The following is an 18,697-nucleotide window of genomic DNA, read 5'->3' as shown; positions in this document are numbered from 1 at the left end:
GAAATAGTGATTTACTAAAAACGTATTTATCATTAGTAATCCGTCTCTTATACTTTGGCCTATAAAACATCATCGTATATTTATGATTAAGGAGTCATCACATGACATCGTTCAAAGATTCGTTGCAAGAAGGTCAAACGCACATCAAGTCAAAAGCTGCAGTGGCTTGGGGCCCGGGTGAGCCGTTAAAAATGGAAGAAGTTGACGTAGAGCTTCCTAAGAAAGGTGAGGTACTTGTACGCATCGTTGCAACTGGCGTATGCCACACTGATGCATTTACGCTGTCCGGTGATGATCCTGAAGGCGTATTCCCTTCAATTCTAGGCCACGAAGGTGGTGGTATTGTTGAAATGGTGGGCGAAGGCGTTACTAGTGTAGAAGTGGGTGATCACGTGATCCCTCTTTATACAGCAGAGTGCGGCGAATGTAAGTTCTGTAAATCAGGTAAAACTAACCTTTGCCAAGCAGTGCGTGAGACGCAAGGTAAAGGCCTAATGCCAGATGGTACAAGTCGTTTTTCTAAAGATGGCGAGCCAATTTATCACTATATGGGCTGCTCAACGTTTTCTGAGTACACAGTTCTACCTGAAATATCGCTAGCGAAAGTAAACAAAAATGCGCCACTAGACGAAGTTTGCTTGCTTGGTTGTGGTGTAACTACGGGTATGGGTGCTGTACTTAAAACTGCAAAAGTACAGGAAGGCGACACGGTTGCTATTTTTGGCCTAGGCGGAATCGGTCTATCAGCCATCATTGGTGCTCGTATGGCAGGCGCAGGTCGCATCATTGGTATCGATATTAATGAAAGCAAGTTTGACCTAGCAAAACAGCTTGGCGCAACTGACGTGGTAAACCCACAGAATTTCGATAAGCCTATTCAGGAAGTGATTGTTGAAATGACCGATGGCGGCGTTGACTACTCGTTTGAATGTATCGGCAACGTAAACGTTATGCGCTCTGCGCTTGAATGCTGTCACAAGGGCTGGGGCGAATCTGTGATCATTGGTGTTGCGGGCGCAGGGCAAGAGATTTCAACGCGTCCATTCCAGTTGGTAACAGGTCGTGTATGGCGCGGTTCTGCTTTTGGTGGTGTTAAAGGTCGCTCAGAGCTACCAGGAATTGTTGAACAATACCTAAACGGTGATTTTGGCCTTCAAGAGTTTATCACTCATACCATGGGCCTTGATGCAATAAACGAAGCGTTTGATTTAATGCATAAAGGCGAAAGCATCCGCTCTGTTGTGCATATGGATAAATAAGCTAAGTTGTACTAGCGCTATACATTTCAGGAGAAGCTCTGCTTCTCCTTTTCTTATAATACCCCCTGCTCTAACGCTTTGAGCACGGCCCTTGTTCTATCTCTCACGCCAAGCTTAGCCATGATCGATGAAACTTGGTTCTTAATTGTGCCTGTAGATTTGAACATCGCATCCGCAATTTCCTTGTTACTGTAACCTGCGGCAACTAGCCGAAGAATGTCGACTTCCCTCTCAGAAAGGGGCTCCGGATTTTCAAACGACTCAAACTCTACGTTTAGACCTTTCAAGCCTTGCAACACTTTTTCGGTCACTGCGGGCTGAATTAGCGTTTTACCATTCTTTATTTGTGTAATAGTGTCTACCAAGGTTTCTAGCGACACATCTTTAAGGAGATACCCCTTTGCTCCTGCGCGCATAGCGCCATTTACCAACTCATGATCGTCAAACGTTGTAAGCATTAGCACCGGCGTATTAACACCTTTATGACTTAGCGCAAGTAGAGTATCAATACCCGATAGCTGGGGCATGCGTATATCCATCAATATCACATCACAATTTGAAGCGTTTTCACTGTCAATAAGCTGCTGACCGTTTTCATATTCCCCAACAACCTCAACACTGTCATCAAGCCCTAAAAGCGATTTAATCCCCTCTCGCACCAGCATTTGATCTTCAACTAAAATAAGGCGTGTTTTCATTCGCCCTCCGGAATGTGAATTGCGATGCGAAAACCCTGTTCGGTTTGCTGCCAGCTGATAGTTCCATTTAGCTCATCAACCCGTTCCTGCATTCCTTTAAGCCCATTGCCAGCCACCACATGACTTGAAGTGTCTGATCCGCTTGGCCCCGCCTCCTTTTGAACGCCTTCTTCATAAGCGCCTTCTGTATAGCTACATGGTGCTTTGTCGAAAAATTTTATGCTACTTGGCTGTTCGCCACTTAGTTTCTTATCAGCAGTATGCGGCACCATACTATCTTGCATTAGTAGTTTGTAAGCCCCGTTGTGTTGCGTTAGTGATATGGAAAAATAATGCGCCTGTGTATGACGGACCACGTTAGTTAGCGCCTCCTGCATATTTCGCAATAAGCAATCGGCAATACGTACGTTGGTTAACGTTAAATTATCGTCTATGTGTAGATTTACCACCGGCCTAGGCAAGTCTTTAATCAGTGCGTTTACCGCTAATGAAAAATCAATAGCCGCATTTTCTCTGATGTCAGATATCGCTTCTCTGACATCAGAGAGTAAAAGCTTTGCAATACTGTGGGACTGCTCAACGTGTTGCTTTATGGCTTGCGATTCAGAGCTCTCTAATAAATCTGCCTTTCTCGACGCGACTTGAAGATTGATGGTAAGCGCCGTCAAATGATGCCCTAAAACATCGTGAATGTTTCGCGCTATACGCAGGCGTTCATCTTGAGTAAGCGCCTGCTTCATTAGCTGCTGAGTACTTAATAATTGTCTATTTAGTGCATCGGCTTCTTCTCGCGCTTTCGATTCTTTAATGGCCGTGTTCGACATGATCATAGCGAATACATTGAATGTCCAAAAAAGCGCTCCAGTTAACAACGCATACTGTTCACTCCATACTGCGTTTTGAATAATAACGGTAGGTAAAGAGATTGGAATAGAAAGGGTAATGCACTGCTTCCACGGCATGTAGTAAGGGAGAATGGCGCAACAGATCACTACGAAAATAGCGAGGTAAACATAAGGAACAACCAACTGGCTAACAATCGCAATGAAATACATAAAACCCAAAATATAAAGACTTGAGCTATGGTTTATTCGGTGTTTACTGATGATGGCGAAGCAAATCGCTAGTGTAATAAAAATGGTTGCGGCGGATAGTGTGCGCCAATGGATTAACGAGAATTGGTTTATGAGAAAATAAAGCGCAGAGCAGCTTATTACCAACCAAGTAATACATGCTGAGGCGTGCTCTATATCCATTTTCACCTGCTTGTGAGCAGGGATTGAGGTGTTCATTCGTGTCTGACTACCTATATTTGTTCGTTCTTATAACGCTACTTTGACAAAAAACACAGTTCAATGCATAGGCCAGAAGTCACTTTTTAATTCATGACTTCTGGCACTGTTGTCAATCTCGTGAAGTTATCACTATAAACCTACAATTTTGTTCATTGCCAAAGGAAAGCAAGATGCAAACAATTCACGGCTTTATAGTAACGCTTCATATCATAACGGGCGCATTGTCACTTTTACTGTTTTGGGTGCCTAGTCTTACGAAAAAGGGCGGAAAAGCCCACAAGCAATTTGGTAGCTACTACGTAAAAGCGATGCTATTTACGTCTATTAGTGGCGTTGTAAGTTCTACCATGGTGTTGTTTTTTCCGCTAGTCATCTACCCAACAATGCCCGAGCACTTCGAGTCTGTTGCATATTTCACTGCATACCTTAGAGGTCAATATGTATTTTTGCTGATGTTAAGCCTGTTGGTGTGGAACAACGTAAGGCATTCTGTAGCGGTGCTGAATGTGAAGTGCAACATTAATCAACTGCGCACTATTGAATATTTATGGCTACCCGTACTGCTTTTTGTCGTCGCTTCCATTGCGTTGTATCAGGGTATTACATACGGCATCACGCTAACTTGTATCTTTGCCCCTATTGCGCTGTTAAATGCCATTGGTATTGTGCGCTATGTTTATCAAAAAGACATCGTTGCAGGTTCGTGGGTGACTGAACACATTGGGCATATCATCGGCTCTGGTATTGGTGCATATACCGCATTTTTTGCCTTTGGAGGACGCGCATTATTTGAAGGCTCGCCGTCACTGCAAATTGCCAGTTGGATTCTACCTGCCCTTATAGGCGTTCCTTTTTCAGTCTGGCTTAACTGTAAATACAAACCAAAGTCGTCCAGTCTGAAGAGGCCTTCTTTGAAGCCTAAGGCGGTAAAAAGCTGAGGGCTTAACCCAAAATTTAACGGCTGTTATCTATGTTAGTGTTTGGGCTTGTTGACCTTTACTTAAAATTAAAGGTGAACAGGCCCTTATTACAAAAGGGTGACTTTGCCGTTTGGACAACACGCAATCAAATGTGTAACGTAAGAAGTGACAGCAACGCCCCTTTTAAACAGTGTCAAACTTGAGCGTTAAATTATGAAAAAGCCCCAGCCAGCAATAGATACAAGAATGAAAAATTCACTATCGTTTAAAAAGCCTACATTTAGTTTTATTGTTGCCACTGCTTGTATCAGTCTAGGGCTAGCCTTAAGTGGATCTGTGAACGCTCACGCTACAGCATTGAAAACGAGTACCGACACGCAAGTTAAGGAAACCACTCCTACCCTATCGACGCTCACCAACTACCAAAAAAACGCGCCCTTTATGTACTCTTCAGGCTTGCCTGATGCCTCTCACCTTTCTTTGCTAAAAGAGGAAGGGGTGACACACGTTATAGATTTGATCCCAGGAAATCGATCGAGTGAGATTTTAACTACCTCAGAATTAGGCCTCGACTACTTTAATGTGCCCGTTGATTGGGAAGCTCCTACGTTGGCTAACTTTTTAAATTACGCGGCATTTATGCAAAGCGTAGATGTTAAGAAGGACAAGGTACTCACTCACTGTAAACTGAATTGGCGGGGTGCTGCTTTTACCTACCTTTATAGAATTAACGTTCTGGGTGAAAGTGAACAAACCGCAAAAACAGACCTAATGGCCATTTGGCACCCCAACCCTACATGGTACGTCTTTATGAACGAAGTTATCACCCACTACAATGGGGTAAACGGCAAACAAGTAGCGATGTCGTTTGAGGCCGCCGTTCCTGAAAGCCAATAAATTTAGGCGCTTCCTTAGTTAGCTTTTAAACCACTTCATTCCTATTACACATATATGAAATTTCAGATGCGTTATTGACACATACGGAATTTCATATACGATACATCACATACGAAATTTCATATGTGAAGATTTTTATGTCGAATTGTTGTGAACCCGCGCAATTAGCGCCCCTAGCATTTTTTAAATGCCTGTCGGAAGACACTCGCTTGAAGACGCTACTCATGCTTAGCGTAAAAGGCGAGCTATGCGTGTGCGACCTCACCGATGCGCTTCAACTAAGCCAGCCGAAAATTTCGCGACATCTTGCAGATTTACGTAAATGCGGTTTAGTGCTCGATACCCGTAAGGGCAAATGGGTGTATTACCAACTTCATCCTGACTTACCTGCTTGGGCACTAGACGTTATCAAAAACACGGCGTCGAATAATAGTGCATACATCGAAGAGCCATTAGCGAACTTGCTCTGCGAGAATTGCTAACTCCTACGTAGTGTGGTGCAAATCAATAGTGATGATTGCATCTTGGTAAGCCGCCAGTTTTCTATTTTTCAATATTTTTTCAACTTTTTGATAGCTATTCAAAATAGCGTCAGCCAATTAAATAGGGTTTTTATATGAAGGTTTTATACATTTGTACGCACAACCGTTGCCGCAGTATTCTTTGCGAAGCCATCACTAATGCCTATAACGGTAATGTAGAAGCGCGCAGTGCGGGCAGCCAGCCTGTCGGTGAAGTACACCCTCTTTCTCTTAAATACCTTGCAGAGCGCGGATTTGATACAAACGGGCTTCAAAGTCAGTCGTGGGATGAATTTGAAGATTATGATGCTGATCTTGTCGTCACCGTTTGTGATTCAGCGGCGGGTGAGTCATGCCCTGTTTATTTCGGTAAATCGCTTAAGGTGCACTGGGGCTTAGAAGACCCGTCAAAGTTAGAAGGTAGTGAGCAAGATAAAGCCGATGCATTCAACAACACCATCGATATTATCGAAAAGCGTGTAGCGGCATTAGCAGAGCTTGCTGAGAAAAACTTAGATAAAGCAGCGCTTAAAGAGGCGCTATCAAAATTAGGCGCCCAGTAAAGAGTAAAGGTAAATCAATGGAACAGAAAATATCAACAGCTGAAAGCCCCTCTGATAACGCAGTAATGGAGCAAATGCACAAGCCGATTATGGCTAACTTTGCATCAAGGTTTTCAGATCACAAGCCGCGCATTTTGTTACTTTACGGTTCGCTTAGAGAACGTTCTTACAGCCGCCTAGTTATAGAAGAGTCAGCGCGCTTGCTTGAATACTTTGGCGCAGAAGCCAAAATTTTTGACCCTCGCGGTTTGCCGCAGCCAGATACTGAAGATGATTCACATCCGAAAGTTAAGGAGCTACGCGAGCTTATGATGTGGTCTGAAGGTCAAATTTGGTGTTCACCTGAGCGTCACGGCAGCATGACCGGAATCATGAAAAGCATGATTGACTGGGTACCGCTTAGCCTTGGTGGCGTGCGCCCTACTCAAGGGAAAACGCTGGCCATTATGCAGGTATCAGGCGGTTCACAATCGTTCAATGCGGTGAACCAAATGCGCATTTTAGGCCGCTGGATGCGTATGTTAACCATCCCGAACCAATCCTCTGTGGCAAAAGCGTTTTTAGAATTTGATGACAATGGACACATGAAACCGTCGCCTTACTACAACCGAATAGTAGATGTAGTAGAAGAGCTTGTGAAGTTCACCTTGCTAACTCGCGACAACAAAGACTTTCTAGTTAATCGCTATTCCGAGCGCGTTGAAAGCGCAGAAGAAGTAAGCAAACGTGTTAATCAAAAATCGCTGTAAAATTAAGACAAAGGTGAGTAGAAATGGGGTTCTTTGAACGTTATTTATCAGTGTGGGTTGGTCTTTGCATTATTGCGGGGGTGGGCCTAGGTTATACTTTGCCTAGCGTATTCGAGTCTATTGCAGCGCTTGAATATGCACACGTAAATCTTGTAGTGGCAGTACTTATTTGGCTAATGATCTACCCAATGATGGTGCAAATAGACTTCGGCTCTATTAAAGATGTGGGTAAAAAGCCAAAGGGTCTAGTGCTAACGCTTGTGGTAAACTGGCTTATCAAGCCTTTCACTATGGCGCTATTAGGCTGGCTATTCTTTAAAGGTATTTTTGCCGACTGGGTAGACCCGCAAACTGCCACTGAATACATTGCAGGTATGATTTTACTTGGCGTCGCTCCTTGTACTGCCATGGTTTTTGTATGGAGCCACCTTACCAAAGGAGATGCTAACTACACCCTAGTTCAGGTATCAATTAACGACCTTATTATGGTCGTTGCCTTTGCCCCGCTTACCGCCATGCTGTTGGGTGTAACAGATATCACAGTTCCTTGGGACACGCTGCTACTGTCTGTAGCGCTCTATGTAGTATTGCCGCTGGTAGCGGGTTATATCACGCGCCACCACTTGGAAAACAAAAACAACAGCACACAGAAGACAGGTTCAGGAAATAACGCGGTCGACACGCTAGTAAGTAAATTTAAGCCATTTTCAGTCATTGGGTTACTGCTAACAATCGTTATTTTGTTTGGCCTTCAAGCAGAAACTATATTATCGCAGCCCCAGGATATTGTGCTTATTGCGATCCCCCTGCTGATACAAACTTACGGTATCTTTGCTATTGCCTACTTTGCCGCAAAACGCATGAAACTGCCGCACAATATTGCAGCACCAGCATGTATGATTGGTACGTCGAACTTTTTCGAGCTGGCGGTAGCCGTAGCCATTTCACTGTTTGGTTTACACAGTGGTGCTGCACTTGCTACTGTGGTGGGTGTATTAGTTGAAGTGCCCGTTATGCTTTCGCTAGTATGGTTCGCCAACAAAACTCGCCACTGGTTTGGCTAAGCAGTGATATACCCGTCTGCAGCGGTGAAATCGCGGGAATAAAAAAGGGCGAGCCAACGGCTCGCCCTTCTCATTTTTTAAATTCTTAAACTGCAATCGGTGTTTTGTAAGTATCGGGAAGAATAAAACCAAAGCGTTGTAGGACCGACGTAAGTTCGTCGCGCTTAATTGGCTTTTCAATAAAACCTAATGCGCCCAATGACATCACTTTTTCTTGCATCAACGGCTGAATGTCACCCGAAATAACAATGACAAAAGTCTCAAGTTTACGGCGTTTAATTTCGCTCAAAACACTGAGGCCGCCCAGCACAGGCATTGTTAAATCTAGTAATACAAGGTCAATAGTATGATGTGCTAATACTTCTAAAGCGTCCATACCATTTGACACTTCATAGATAGCTTCAGCGAACCCACTTGGCAAGTTACTTCTGGCCATTTTACGTGCAAGCGCAGAATCGTCACAAATTAGAATATTAAAACCCATCAGATACAATCTTATAAGTGGTTACTAATGCACCAATAGAATACATTAAACGAAAGTATAAGAAAATAATAAAAACATTGAATTATTGGCTACTTACTCGATAACTACACCAAACTCCCCTCTCCTGATAGCATGTTTTGTGGTAGATATAAGGCGTAATAAAAAAGGAAAACATCCCTATGCAAGAGCTAGCTGCAACCCAAGACAAAAACTTGGTAAAAAGAGTTGCCTATCAGATATTGTCTCATTTCGATAAGAGCTACCGGTGGTTCACCCGCATTACACGGGGCGCTCAAGAAAGATTTGAAAAGGGTAATTGGAAAGAAACCCAGCTAGCCTCTAAAGAGCGGATTACCATTTATGAGCAAAGCCTGTCAGACGCTGTTGCCGAAATTTATCAGCTTACACAGGTCCACCAAAAAGATGATGCTTTTTGGCAAGAGCTTAAAAAAGTGTTCGCGCTCCAACTTGAAGGCCACCCGCAATTTGAGTTAGCCGAAACCTTCTATAACTCAGTGATTGGACGGCTGTTTAAGCACAGAAAAATAGACAACGACATGATGTTTGTTCTGCCTAGCCGCTGCTTTTTGCCTGGGCAAGACAGAGACAAAGTAGTCAACAGCTTTGACACCACCACTACCGTACGTGAGATGTACGAGTCGATATTTAAAATTTACCGATACAATATTCCGTTTGAAAACTTTGAACGGGACTTACAAAACCTTGAGACTGCCTTACGTGCGCGATTGAACAAAGAACAGCTAGCCAGTGTTCAAGCCGTTGAGATCCTTAAACCTACTTTTTTTCGGGGTAAAGCAGCTTATTTGATTGGTCGCATTTGTATGCCCGACGAAACTCTGCCGTTTGTCATTGCCATGCGAAGATACAACGAGCCACACATGTTCGTTGATGCCCTTCTGACCGACCGCAAAGATCTAAGCGTTATTTTCGGCTTTGCTCGTAGCTATTTTATGGCCGACACACAAAACCCAGCCGAGGTTGCCGCTTTTCTACAAGAGTTATTGCCGAATAAAAAACACTTTGAACTATACATGTCAATGGGGCATTACAAACACGGCAAGACTGTTTTCTATCGCAACTTCTTAGCACACTTAGACGAGTCGAAGGACAAGTTCGAAGCTGCGCCGGGCATTCGCGGCTTAGTGATGATGGTTTTCCATCTGCCCTCATACGGCGTTGTATTTAAAATTATTAAAGATGAGTTTGCAGAAAGTAAGAAGATCACCCGTGAACATGTAAAAGAATGCTACAAGTTAGTAAAAATGTCGGACCGTGTAGGGCGAATGGCTGACACCCATGAATACGTAAACTTTAGGTTTCCGTTAAATAGAATTGAACCCGAGCTAATTGAAGAACTCAAGGAAACGTGTGCATCGAGTTTAGAATTTACTGAAACAGAGCTTATCATAAAGCACATGTACATTGAGCGGAAAATGACCCCGCTGAATATATACCTTCAAGAAGAAACTGACGAAGAAAAAATAACGCGTGCGCTTGATGAGCTTGGCCTATGCATTAAGCAAATTGCCATGGCAAATATCTTTCCAGGCGATATGCTGCACAAAAATTTCGGTATTACCCGTCATGGTCGCGTGATTTTCTATGACTATGATGAAATTTGTTTAATGAACGAGCGTAACTTCAGGGAGTTGCCAAAATCCGATGACCCCTATGCTATCGATACACTTTCAGTAGCGCCTAACGACGTATTCCCCGAACAATTCGAGCACTTCATCGTCGGTAAACGAAAGTTCAAAGATATACTTAAGTCATTGCACGGCGACTTGATGACACCTGAATACTGGCATGGCGTACAAAAGAAGTGCGCCCGAGGAGATGTGCAGCATTTTACCCCTTATAACCCAGGCATACGCTTTGACAAAGGTGGGTAGGTCGAATGCATAAATAATTAGCATCTTCCCTATCACCTTAACCCAAGGTTTGAAGAGGTAAAGAGCTCTATATTTGAGAACAAATTTTAGCTACATGCGAAAAAGCTTAAAAGTGATCGTTTTAAGTCATATAGCTCGTAAAAGAGTCAAAGCAATATTGCTTTTTGACTGCTTGTTTTTGCCTGCTGCTCGTTTAATACCGCATATCGGTATCAGCAGTGCCAAACAAGTGTGTGAATGTAGATAAACAGAAGAATCCTGATGATGAAAGTGCTACTTGTAGAAGATGATCCAAAGGTTGCCTCGCATATTGCAAATGGACTATTGGGTGAAGGGCATGAATGTATTACTGTAGGTGATGGAACATCAGGCTACCAACAAGCCGCCAGTAACGAATTAGATGCGGTAATTCTAGATGTAATGTTACCCGAACTCGACGGTTTCACTGTGCTTGAGAAGCTACGCGAAGAAGGTAACAAGACCCCTGTTTTATTACTGAGCGCCAAGAGCCAAGTTGAAGATAAGGTCAAAGGCCTTCGCACCGGCGCTAACGACTATCTAACTAAACCCTTCGCCTTTGAGGAACTGCTTGCTCGCGTTGAAGGTCTGGCTGGTCGCAATAAAGAAGGCGACGACAAAACGCTGATAAAAGTTGGCGACCTCACGCTAGATTTGGTTAACCGCAAAGTACTTCGTGGCGATCAAGAAATTGACCTTCAATCAAAGGAATTCCAATTGCTTGAATGCCTACTTCGACATAAAGGTAAAGTAGTGACGCGAAGCATGTTGCTTGAACAGGTCTGGAACTATCATTTTGACCCGCAGACTAATGTGATTGACGTTCATATTAGCCGTCTACGTCAGAAAGTAGACAAGGCATTCAATGTTCCACTTATTGAAACGGTAAGAGGCACGGGTTACCGCATTGCGGACGGGCTTGCATGATAGCAATACGCGACTTTACGCGTAGTTCTAGTTTTCGCGTAGGCGTATTGCTCACCACCCTTGCTTGTATTGCCATTGTTTTAATCGTTTATTTTTGGCGATTAACGAGCAGCGACTTGTTCATTTCCGAATCTAATGCTGCCGTTAATGCCAAAGCGAACGCACTTATAACGCTTTATGAAAACCTTGGTATTGATGCCGTAAAATCGGCCATCATAATTGACAACAATCAACCACCTTCTAGCGCGAAAACAAGCTCTTCTTCATTCGAGCATTTACGGTCGTTTGTGGTGCTTAGTAAAGATGAGCGAGTCATTGCAGGTAATCTCGCGTCTGTTCCACTGGTCCTAGAGCGGTACAAAGGGGCTAGTTTTGATACTGCAGAAATCGTTATCACCCAGCCTAACAGTTCATCAAGGAAAACCTTGCGCCAAGCATTGATAAGGGAAGATGTACTAGGGGACTATACCCTGTACGTCGGGCGTGGTATCGATGACTTATATAGCGCACAGTGGTTTGGCAAAACCTTTAGCTGGATCATTGTGGTGCTGCTTTGTGCCTTAAGTATTCTAAGCTTTGCCATCGCCGTGTATGTGGTTAATAGAATTAACCGCATGTCTCAAACTGCTGATAAAATTATAAAAACTGGTAATTTAGAAGAAAGGTTAGAGATTGATAGTAACTGGGACGACCTCAGCAGTCTTTCATTCGTTTTTAATCAAATGCTTGACACTATCGAAAGCTCGGTTAATAACATCAAATCGGTCACAGACAGTATTGCTCACGACCTGCGAACGCCACTTTCGAGGCTTCGTAATACGCTAGAAAGAATCGAAGACGATCAGCTTCGAGAAGACACCACGCAAGAAGCAGACAACCTTCTTAATATGTTCAATAGTCTATTGCGCATAAGCGGTCTTGAAACTACAAATAAGAAAGAGGGTTTTTGTAGTACCGATGTCCGCGCTATCGTCGAAGACGTAGTTGACCTCTACCATCCCCTTGCTGAGGAGCGCAATATTCAACTATCCAGTCAACTTGAAAGCGTGTCTATGCTTGCTGATCCTAATTTACTTTTTCAGGCCGTAGCCAACGTGCTAGACAACGCGATTAAGTATTCAAACGAAGATAGTAGGGTTACGGTGCAGCTAACTACCACCTCTCGGCTTATCGTTATTGCCGTCAATGATGCAGGGATAGGCGTTGGCGAGCACGAAATTGTAAATTTAGAGCGCCGTTTTTATCGCGCCGATGGCAGCAGAACAAGCAAAGGAAACGGGTTAGGGTTGTCGCTCGTCTCGGCAATAGTGAAGCTGCACGATGGGCACACTTGGTTTGTGCACGACCCACTAATGCAAGGAAACGGTCTGGGTGTTGTTTTTTGTTTCCCCCGTTAGTAAAAGTCAGATCAGTAGACTAAACTCAATCAAAGTCCATAAGAAGTAGTCGCTATCGATATTTCAGGTACGTTAGAACGTACTCGCTAAAGTAACGAACCTTAGCTTTCAAAATGCTGACCTATAGATGGTATAGGTCAGCGAGATTCCCAATATTATAGATATCAATCACTTTGCTTCTGCATAAAGATAGTGACTTCTGCCATCACAATACCGAACTTACGAATGTATGAGCGGTTCATCATGGTGGTGTCATCAAAAGCCCAAAACCAGTCATCGAACGTCACTGAATAGGTCGTATCGTCTATCGGTAAATCCATCTCGTAGTGAAAATTAAATGCATTGCCGTAGCTTGTGCCTTTTGCAGGCCCGTCAATATCACTCGCCTTTCCGATAAAGCTTCCATCACTCTGCTTTACAATAGTCCATGTACGTGATTTTGGCCCTTCGCCAACGCCATATTCAAAGGTTTCATCGAGCGTTAATGTATCGCCCTCTATTGAGCCATCAATGTTTACCACAAACCTTTGTACCACCTCACCTGAGCGGTTTTGTACTATGCCCCACGCCTTAACGTTTCCATCGAAAAACTGCTCAATATCGAACGTTGGAGACACCGACTGATAGTCTTCACCATCGACTGACACAGAGCATCCAGATAGCCCTGCCATGGTCAATGCTGCAAACCCTACTCCTAAACATAACTTCATCATATTTTTTATCATTTTACATACCCTGCTCAACTAACCCTGCTTGGGCTTTATTTCTATAAAATCACTAAACTAATCTTTTCCGAGTAACTTTTTTCTAAACTTAGGTTCCGACGTTTCATCACTTAACCAGATATCAAAAAAACGCTGCGTAAAAGTTTTGTCGCTTATCTCATCAGCTTTTTCGCCGTTTACGTAAAACACGCTTGTGCCTTCTTTCGTTGCGATCCCTGTAATTACATCGCCCTCACTAACGTCAGGAAAGATACGCTCCATTAGCGATAACCATTTATCAGCATCCTCGGCAGCGATATCTCCTTGTTTTTTCATTTCATCAATAGAGCGCTCGGCAATCTTCTTTCCTTCAAGATCCCGTTGGTAGGTCAAGCGAAGTGCAAAAGGAGGCTGATTATCGTATTCACCTCCAGAAGCAAAAAGCTCACCGGTATATACGTCCCAAAAGTAGTAAGAGAACATGCCTTTCCCTACCAGTTTCGCGTTGGGAACATATTCATTAATGTTCTCTAAATCATACTCTTGCGCATAGGCGTTGTTTGACATGGTTAGGCCGCTCAGTGACATGGAAACAAACATAATTAAGGTGAATGCCGCAGCTACTTTATTAGTGTAAGACGTAAAAGAAGCGCTAGCGTTTTTTACGTAATGAAGAAACCCTGATGGTGTATAAATCACAGGTTTTTGCGAAATACCGTTTTTCTTAGTAACCATAAAAATGCTCTTATAAAGCGTAATAAAAATGACAGGTCTTTTATTGAATTTCTAACTGGTTATACTCTTGCCAATGTTCAATTGATCAACTGTCTGTAGGCCCTCATCGTGCTTTCCCTTGATGAATTTAAAGCGTCACTCACTCTTCCTTCGCCTCTTATCCTTTTTAAACCGAACTGGGAGGGTGCAAGCAAGGTATCGCTTTATGTTAAGCGTGACGATGCAATTCACCCTGTGATGTCGGGAAATAAATGGCGAAAGCTAAGCCATGCGCTAACGAGCCCTTTACCAAGCGCTGTAATAAGTTTCGGCGGCGGCTTTTCTAACCACCTTCATGCATTGGGGTTTGCTTGTTACAAACTTGGTATTCCCTTTACCGCCATTATTCGCGGCGACTACAGCGCTGCACCATCGCCAATGATTAAGGATTTGATGCAGTGGAATACTCACATCGAATATGTAAACAGAATTACCTACAAAAAGCGTAACGACAGTGCTTATTTAGATGAACTAAAGCTGGAGTTCCCTAACGCGATTGTCATTCCTGAAGGTGGAAGCCAAGCCCTAGCGCTTCAGGGGATAAAAGATATGGTCGATGAAATCGAGGTGGACTTCGATTTTATCATTACGCCGGTAGCAAGCGGCGCCACATTGGCGGGAATTGTGAGTGCATTAAATAAACGTAATAGTACAACGGGTACTGACTTTCGTTCTCGCAATAAAGCCATTGGCATAGGCGTACTAAAAGGTGAAGGCTATTTAGAGGAGTTGGTTGAGCATTTTCTTCCAATATTTAACCAGACAAATTGGCATATCGAGCACAGATACCATTTTGGTGGCTACGCCAAAGCGCCAAGTGAACTTCAAACCTTTTGCAACGATTTCAATAACACTATGGATTTTGAGATAGAGCCAGTTTACTCAGGAAAAGCTTTCTGGGCCGTTAAAGATATGCTGGCTAAAGGAATGTTTGAGGACGGTTCACGCATTGTTATATTGCACACAGGTGGTTTACAAGGTGCAAGGTAAAACCTTGTTATAACAAAGTATTGTTTTAATTACGTATGAGTGATACAACTAAATTTGTGGGCTTGCTCACATTAGTCATAAATAATAAACCAACGATAACAACAAGAAGTTTGTCGCAGGATGCGGCATAAAAACCAAAGCTTGCGACCTGCAAACTTCATCAAGGAATGATTATGAAAGATATTTTCTTCTTCGATTCAATGCTAACCCCTAAAATTATCACTTTTGTGTACTGGCTATTGCTTCTAGCGTCAGTGGTAAGTGGCGTAACAACAATGTTTGTGGGGTACGATGCGAGTTTTGTGTACGGCCTATTTATTATCGTGTCTGGCTGTATCGGCGCAAGAATATGGTGTGAACTACTTATCGTCCTCTTTAAAATTCACAGCAATCTTCAAAAAATTGCAAATAAAGAATAGTCTTATATCAAAGCTAGCGCTTCTCTAGGTAGCGCTAGCATTCAATCTCTTCCCGGTCTTTTACGAAACCATTCATCAATTTGCGACAGGATAGCCAAACAGTCTCTTGAACTTTGCTTTTATTCCTTTTGCCTGCTGAAGCTGTTCACAAAGCACACCTATTTGACTGAAGTTGGCGCTTAGGGGGTTATCATCAGGCATCTTTCCAACGATGCCGTACTTTATCGATATCGTTTTGTCTTCTTCAACAAATGTGCCGAATAACTTATCCCAGATGATAAGCACCCCACCGTAGTTTTTATCAATATAAGGCTTATTGGTTGCGTGGTGAATGCGGTGATGAGTGGGTGTGTTGAGGATATCTTCTGCCCAGCCTAAATGGCCAATGGTTTGCGTATGCACAAAAAATTGATAAGCAAGATTTATTGCGACTATGGCAAATACTAGGCTGGGTGAAAAACCAATTAAAATCATTGGCAACCAAAAGAGCCACATGCCCACAAATGGGTACAAAATGCTTTGTCTAAACGCTGTGGTGAAATTCATTTTTGTTGAGCTGTGATGCACCACATGAGCCAGCCAAAACCAGTGTATGTTATGTGAAGCCCGATGAAACCAGTAGTACAAAAAATCTTGTAGGATAAAACCTGCAAAAAGTGACATTGCTGTAAGCTCTATGCTAAATAGCGAAAACTGATGCAGCCGAATAAAAAAGGGCATTAAGAGTAGTAACACCAAGGCATCAGAGCCCTGGTGAAGTAGTGCAAGTAAGGCGTTGTTCACACTGTCTTTTACGTTATAAAACTGCCGTGCCTTTTTAAACTCGATAAAAACACACAGTAAGAAAATCGGGCTTAAGCCGAGTAAAATAAGCTCAATGGGTATCAAAGCGCGCTCCTAACTTATCCAGGCATTGTTCAATATCGTTTTGCAACATGCGTGTCAGTAACCAATTGGGCATATACCAAGGCGCGCAACAGCTAATGCGATAAAAAACTTTGGTTAGGCTACCCTGTGCAGAAAACCTGATGCTTCCCCTGTGCGCGTGCACTGGAAAGTCATCAACAACACGATAATCAATGCCACTTGTGTCTGCTTTAACAATCTCTTCTTTAAAGCGAACACCTAAAATACTCACCTCTCTAACGCAGCCCACTCCACCGCTTACTTCACCATCATTTTCGTCCTTCAATACCTTAAATGATGCGTTAAAGAAGTCGCTTAAATTCTGGTGGTCAAGCAGCGTATCGCGAAGCACTTGTGGCGTTGCATTGATAATTCTCTGGTAGTGAACGTTAACCATCTACACATATCCTTTTCTTATGGCTATAAGCATAAATTGACATCCATGTTTGATCTTGCGTTAATACGTCATGTTTTTTGTTATTTTGCGACATAACCATGCCATCAGTCTCTTTTGCCTATATCAAAAGTATAGAAAGTTATCTAGCTAGTTTAGGGGTAGGTACGGAGGAACTGTCGCGACTCTCGCACAAGCATAGCTCACTTTCAGGTTCTTCCCGTGTTTCTATGGAAGCCTATACCGAGCTGTTAAACCAAGGTGCATCGCTCACCAATAATTCATTATTTGGGTTTGAGTTAGGCAAACATATTCAGGCAAAAGATTATGGGGTGTTGGGTTACCTCGTTGAAAGTTGCGAAAATCTAGCTCAAGCCATAGGGGCGCTTACCCGTTTTGATGCGTTAGTCGCGGACATCGGCACAACAAGCGTGTTTTTTGAATCTGAAGATGCCCGGGTTGAATGGGAGCCTAAAAACTCAGATTGCAAACAAATGGTATTGCGCAATACCACCGGGTGGGTAGCGACCGTTTATAAAATATTGGGTCCAGCCTGCCAATTAAATGCTATTACCTTTACTTTCCCCTTGAGCATGCTGGAAAAAGATACGTTAGCCCAGTGGTTTAACTGCAAGGTAGTTGATTGTGTCCACACTAACGCCATTATTTTTCCCCTAAACTTACTGCATGTTCCTTTTACTAGTGAAAATAAGGCTATGTTCAGCGCGCTTATAGATGTGACAGAAAAAGAAATGAACGAGTGCAAAGAGGAACGGTTTGCTCAAACCAACCGACGCTATTTTAACCCTAATCCACACGAAGATATCGCCCACAAAGTCGTTGCGCTTTTAAACGCTAACCCTACGCTAAAAGGATGTGATCAAAAGCGTGTGGCCGAAGCGCTATACGTAAGCCCACGCACACTACAGCGCAAGTTGAAGCAAAATAACACAAGCTTTCAGCAAATCCTTGATAGTGAGCGCAAATCTCGTTTAGATGACCTCCTTAGGCAATACTCTATTGCCGACACCGCAGATTTATTGGGGTTCCAAGAGCAATCATCATTTACCTACGCTTTTAAAAAGTGGTTTTCCAGTACACCGCTCAAATATAAAAAACAGCTAATATCGAAAGGGTAACCATTTTTGTATTTAGCCCATGGTGCAGGCGCTATTCTGGTTCGAGAAAGGATGTGTGCCTCATAAGCTTTTAGTCTGAATAGGCAATTTTTTACTATCGAAATTATGATTATTAAACTAATGTGACTGATAACGCGTAGGTATTATCAGGTGTACAGCAACGCTAACTCACAGGAGATACGCTATGATCGACCGTCCAGTTACATTGCCAACGCAGTTAAACGCACTCGTGTCAAAGTCACTTAATCTATGTGAGCTTATGTTACCTGTGTGCGATGTGTTTTATCCCTTTGCAGCTATTTACGAAAATGGTCGTATCGGCTGTATATTTGCCGACGAGAGTGGAACTAAAAAGCGCGAGTCACAGCTTATTGAACAGCTTCAGTGGCGAATAATCGATACCACCACCGATACAAACAGTTACAGTGTCTTAGTGTATGCTGCGGCAGTTAACACTCAAGACAGCAAAACGGTTGACGCTATAGCTATAGCAACTACAACACCAAACCATGAAGAGCGACTTATACTTTATCCTTACTACAGAGTAGACGGTAAAGTTGTAATTTCCCCGCCTATCGATACGGTAACGCGTTAGTTCAAGACGGTAGGGGGAATATTGTTTTTCAAATCACCTAGTACAAACCAATATTAGTTATTACAGTAGAC

Annotated in this window: 21 protein-coding genes; 14 read left to right on the top strand and 7 right to left on the bottom strand. The window is 43.1% G+C overall.

The window, feature by feature from the left end; all coding sequences use genetic code 11:
• Window positions 1–101: 101 nt before the first annotated feature.
• Window positions 102–1,259, top strand: coding sequence for an S-(hydroxymethyl)glutathione dehydrogenase/class III alcohol dehydrogenase (locus tag D1814_RS12355; protein ID WP_118492683.1), 1,158 nt, complete (start codon window positions 102–104; stop codon window positions 1,257–1,259).
• A 53-nt stretch (window positions 1,260–1,312) separates the two neighbouring features.
• Here the strand turns inward: D1814_RS12355 and D1814_RS12350 are convergent, their stop codons facing one another.
• Together D1814_RS12350 and D1814_RS12345 are read right to left on the bottom strand one after the other, a co-directional pair.
• Window positions 1,313–1,957, bottom strand: coding sequence for a response regulator (locus D1814_RS12350; RefSeq protein WP_118492681.1), 645 nt, complete (start codon window positions 1,955–1,957; stop codon window positions 1,313–1,315).
• Window positions 1,954–3,249 carry a sensor histidine kinase gene (locus D1814_RS12345; protein WP_118492678.1) on the bottom strand — a complete coding sequence of 432 codons (1,296 nt, stop codon included), beginning with the start codon at window positions 3,247–3,249 and terminating at the stop codon, window positions 1,954–1,956. Before D1814_RS12345 ends, D1814_RS12350 begins: the two co-directional genes overlap by 4 nt.
• Before the next feature lie 173 nt (window positions 3,250–3,422).
• On the opposite strand from D1814_RS12345, the gene D1814_RS12340 reads away from it, so the two are divergent.
• The 6 genes from D1814_RS12340 to arsB all read left to right on the top strand — a co-directional run bounded on the left by D1814_RS12340 (window position 3,423) and on the right by arsB (window position 7,966).
• The gene (locus tag D1814_RS12340; protein WP_118492676.1) at window positions 3,423–4,190 is read left to right on the top strand and encodes a hypothetical protein; all 768 of its coding nucleotides are present in this window, start codon (window positions 3,423–3,425) and stop codon (window positions 4,188–4,190) included.
• Between the two features lie 228 nt (window positions 4,191–4,418).
• Window positions 4,419–5,069 (top strand): hypothetical protein, encoded by a 651-nt coding sequence (locus tag D1814_RS12335; RefSeq protein WP_232368873.1) that lies wholly within the window; start codon window positions 4,419–4,421, stop codon window positions 5,067–5,069.
• Window positions 5,070–5,206: 137 nt separating this feature from the next.
• Window positions 5,207–5,551 carry a metalloregulator ArsR/SmtB family transcription factor gene (locus D1814_RS12330; protein ID WP_025256218.1) on the top strand — a complete coding sequence of 115 codons (345 nt, stop codon included), beginning with the start codon at window positions 5,207–5,209 and terminating at the stop codon, window positions 5,549–5,551.
• 134 nt (window positions 5,552–5,685) lie between these two features.
• The gene (locus D1814_RS12325) at window positions 5,686–6,153 is read left to right on the top strand and encodes an arsenate reductase ArsC (RefSeq protein WP_118492672.1); all 468 of its coding nucleotides are present in this window, start codon (window positions 5,686–5,688) and stop codon (window positions 6,151–6,153) included.
• A 74-nt stretch (window positions 6,154–6,227) separates the two neighbouring features.
• Window positions 6,228–6,902, top strand: coding sequence for an arsenical resistance protein ArsH (gene arsH / locus D1814_RS12320; protein WP_409049186.1), 675 nt, complete (start codon window positions 6,228–6,230; stop codon window positions 6,900–6,902).
• 23 nt (window positions 6,903–6,925) lie between these two features.
• Window positions 6,926–7,966: an ACR3 family arsenite efflux transporter gene (gene arsB, locus D1814_RS12315; protein ID WP_118492668.1), complete on the top strand. Its 1,041-nt coding sequence runs from the start codon at window positions 6,926–6,928 to the stop codon at window positions 7,964–7,966.
• 85 nt (window positions 7,967–8,051) lie between these two features.
• Here arsB and D1814_RS12310 read toward each other — a convergent pair whose 3' ends face one another.
• Complete coding sequence (locus D1814_RS12310; RefSeq protein WP_118492666.1) at window positions 8,052–8,450, bottom strand: response regulator; 399 nt, start codon at window positions 8,448–8,450, stop codon at window positions 8,052–8,054.
• Between the two features lie 179 nt (window positions 8,451–8,629).
• Here D1814_RS12310 and aceK point away from each other — a divergent pair, with 179 nt between their 5' ends.
• The 3 genes from aceK to D1814_RS12295 all read left to right on the top strand — a co-directional run bounded on the left by aceK (window position 8,630) and on the right by D1814_RS12295 (window position 12,705).
• Window positions 8,630–10,363: a bifunctional isocitrate dehydrogenase kinase/phosphatase gene (aceK, locus tag D1814_RS12305; protein WP_118492664.1), complete on the top strand. Its 1,734-nt coding sequence runs from the start codon at window positions 8,630–8,632 to the stop codon at window positions 10,361–10,363.
• Window positions 10,364–10,627: 264 nt separating this feature from the next.
• On the top strand, window positions 10,628–11,308 hold the full coding sequence (locus D1814_RS12300) for a response regulator transcription factor (RefSeq protein WP_118495381.1): 681 nt from the start codon (window positions 10,628–10,630) through the stop codon (window positions 11,306–11,308).
• Window positions 11,305–12,705: a HAMP domain-containing sensor histidine kinase gene (locus D1814_RS12295; protein WP_118492662.1), complete on the top strand. Its 1,401-nt coding sequence runs from the start codon at window positions 11,305–11,307 to the stop codon at window positions 12,703–12,705. The genes D1814_RS12300 and D1814_RS12295 overlap by 4 nt, the downstream gene beginning before the upstream one ends.
• Before the next feature lie 164 nt (window positions 12,706–12,869).
• On the opposite strand, the gene D1814_RS12290 is transcribed toward D1814_RS12295, so the two are convergent.
• Window positions 12,870–13,430: a DUF3833 domain-containing protein gene (locus D1814_RS12290; protein WP_118492660.1), complete on the bottom strand. Its 561-nt coding sequence runs from the start codon at window positions 13,428–13,430 to the stop codon at window positions 12,870–12,872.
• Window positions 13,431–13,487: 57 nt separating this feature from the next.
• Window positions 13,488–14,144, bottom strand: a complete 657-nt coding sequence (locus D1814_RS12285) for a chalcone isomerase family protein (RefSeq protein WP_118492658.1) — start codon at window positions 14,142–14,144, stop codon at window positions 13,488–13,490.
• A gap of 108 nt (window positions 14,145–14,252) precedes the next feature.
• Here D1814_RS12285 and D1814_RS12280 point away from each other — a divergent pair, with 108 nt between their 5' ends.
• Both D1814_RS12280 and D1814_RS12275 read left to right on the top strand, forming a co-directional pair.
• Window positions 14,253–15,173: a 1-aminocyclopropane-1-carboxylate deaminase/D-cysteine desulfhydrase gene (locus D1814_RS12280; RefSeq protein WP_118492656.1), complete on the top strand. Its 921-nt coding sequence runs from the start codon at window positions 14,253–14,255 to the stop codon at window positions 15,171–15,173.
• A 173-nt stretch (window positions 15,174–15,346) separates the two neighbouring features.
• The gene (locus D1814_RS12275; protein WP_118492654.1) at window positions 15,347–15,592 is read left to right on the top strand and encodes a DUF4282 domain-containing protein; all 246 of its coding nucleotides are present in this window, start codon (window positions 15,347–15,349) and stop codon (window positions 15,590–15,592) included.
• Between the two features lie 75 nt (window positions 15,593–15,667).
• On the opposite strand, the gene D1814_RS12270 is transcribed toward D1814_RS12275, so the two are convergent.
• The gene (locus tag D1814_RS12270) at window positions 15,668–16,480 is read right to left on the bottom strand and encodes a sterol desaturase family protein (protein ID WP_118492652.1); all 813 of its coding nucleotides are present in this window, start codon (window positions 16,478–16,480) and stop codon (window positions 15,668–15,670) included.
• Window positions 16,467–16,895 carry an SRPBCC family protein gene (locus tag D1814_RS12265; protein ID WP_118492650.1) on the bottom strand — a complete coding sequence of 143 codons (429 nt, stop codon included), beginning with the start codon at window positions 16,893–16,895 and terminating at the stop codon, window positions 16,467–16,469. The genes D1814_RS12270 and D1814_RS12265 overlap by 14 nt, the downstream gene beginning before the upstream one ends.
• A 98-nt stretch (window positions 16,896–16,993) precedes the next feature.
• Here D1814_RS12265 and D1814_RS12260 point away from each other — a divergent pair, with 98 nt between their 5' ends.
• Window positions 16,994–18,031, top strand: a complete 1,038-nt coding sequence (locus D1814_RS12260; RefSeq protein WP_118492648.1) for an AraC family transcriptional regulator — start codon at window positions 16,994–16,996, stop codon at window positions 18,029–18,031.
• Between the two features lie 184 nt (window positions 18,032–18,215).
• Entirely contained in the window at window positions 18,216–18,626 is a 411-nt protein-coding gene (locus D1814_RS12255; RefSeq protein ID WP_118492646.1) for a hypothetical protein, read from the top strand.
• Window positions 18,627–18,697 lie beyond the last annotated feature (71 nt).

The organism is Alteromonas sp. BL110, assembly GCF_003443615.1.
Taxonomy (GTDB): domain Bacteria; phylum Pseudomonadota; class Gammaproteobacteria; order Enterobacterales; family Alteromonadaceae; genus Alteromonas.
Note: the sequence above shows the minus strand (reverse complement) of the source record. Positions and strands in the feature narration are given on the sequence as shown.

Bases quoted from the DNA above. Each gene is read 5' to 3' on its own strand.
- D1814_RS12355 (WP_118492683.1), top strand. From the start codon at position 102: ATGACATCGTTCAAAGATTCGTTGCAAGAAGGTCAAACGCACATCAAG.
- D1814_RS12350 (WP_118492681.1), bottom strand. From the start codon at position 1,957: ATGAAAACACGCCTTATTTTAGTTGAAGATCAAATGCTGGTGCGAGAG.
- D1814_RS12345 (WP_118492678.1), bottom strand. From the start codon at position 3,249: ATGAACACCTCAATCCCTGCTCACAAGCAGGTGAAAATGGATATAGAG.
- D1814_RS12340 (WP_118492676.1), top strand. From the start codon at position 3,423: ATGCAAACAATTCACGGCTTTATAGTAACGCTTCATATCATAACGGGC.
- D1814_RS12335 (WP_232368873.1), top strand. From the start codon at position 4,419: ATGAAAAATTCACTATCGTTTAAAAAGCCTACATTTAGTTTTATTGTT.
- D1814_RS12330 (WP_025256218.1), top strand. From the start codon at position 5,207: ATGTCGAATTGTTGTGAACCCGCGCAATTAGCGCCCCTAGCATTTTTT.
- D1814_RS12325 (WP_118492672.1), top strand. From the start codon at position 5,686: ATGAAGGTTTTATACATTTGTACGCACAACCGTTGCCGCAGTATTCTT.
- arsH (WP_409049186.1), top strand. From the start codon at position 6,228: ATGCACAAGCCGATTATGGCTAACTTTGCATCAAGGTTTTCAGATCAC.
- arsB (WP_118492668.1), top strand. From the start codon at position 6,926: ATGGGGTTCTTTGAACGTTATTTATCAGTGTGGGTTGGTCTTTGCATT.
- D1814_RS12310 (WP_118492666.1), bottom strand. From the start codon at position 8,450: ATGGGTTTTAATATTCTAATTTGTGACGATTCTGCGCTTGCACGTAAA.
- aceK (WP_118492664.1), top strand. From the start codon at position 8,630: ATGCAAGAGCTAGCTGCAACCCAAGACAAAAACTTGGTAAAAAGAGTT.
- D1814_RS12300 (WP_118495381.1), top strand. From the start codon at position 10,628: ATGAAAGTGCTACTTGTAGAAGATGATCCAAAGGTTGCCTCGCATATT.
- D1814_RS12295 (WP_118492662.1), top strand. From the start codon at position 11,305: ATGATAGCAATACGCGACTTTACGCGTAGTTCTAGTTTTCGCGTAGGC.
- D1814_RS12290 (WP_118492660.1), bottom strand. From the start codon at position 13,430: ATGATAAAAAATATGATGAAGTTATGTTTAGGAGTAGGGTTTGCAGCA.
- D1814_RS12285 (WP_118492658.1), bottom strand. From the start codon at position 14,144: ATGGTTACTAAGAAAAACGGTATTTCGCAAAAACCTGTGATTTATACA.
- D1814_RS12275 (WP_118492654.1), top strand. From the start codon at position 15,347: ATGAAAGATATTTTCTTCTTCGATTCAATGCTAACCCCTAAAATTATC.
- D1814_RS12265 (WP_118492650.1), bottom strand. From the start codon at position 16,895: ATGGTTAACGTTCACTACCAGAGAATTATCAATGCAACGCCACAAGTG.
- D1814_RS12260 (WP_118492648.1), top strand. From the start codon at position 16,994: ATGCCATCAGTCTCTTTTGCCTATATCAAAAGTATAGAAAGTTATCTA.
- D1814_RS12255 (WP_118492646.1), top strand. From the start codon at position 18,216: ATGATCGACCGTCCAGTTACATTGCCAACGCAGTTAAACGCACTCGTG.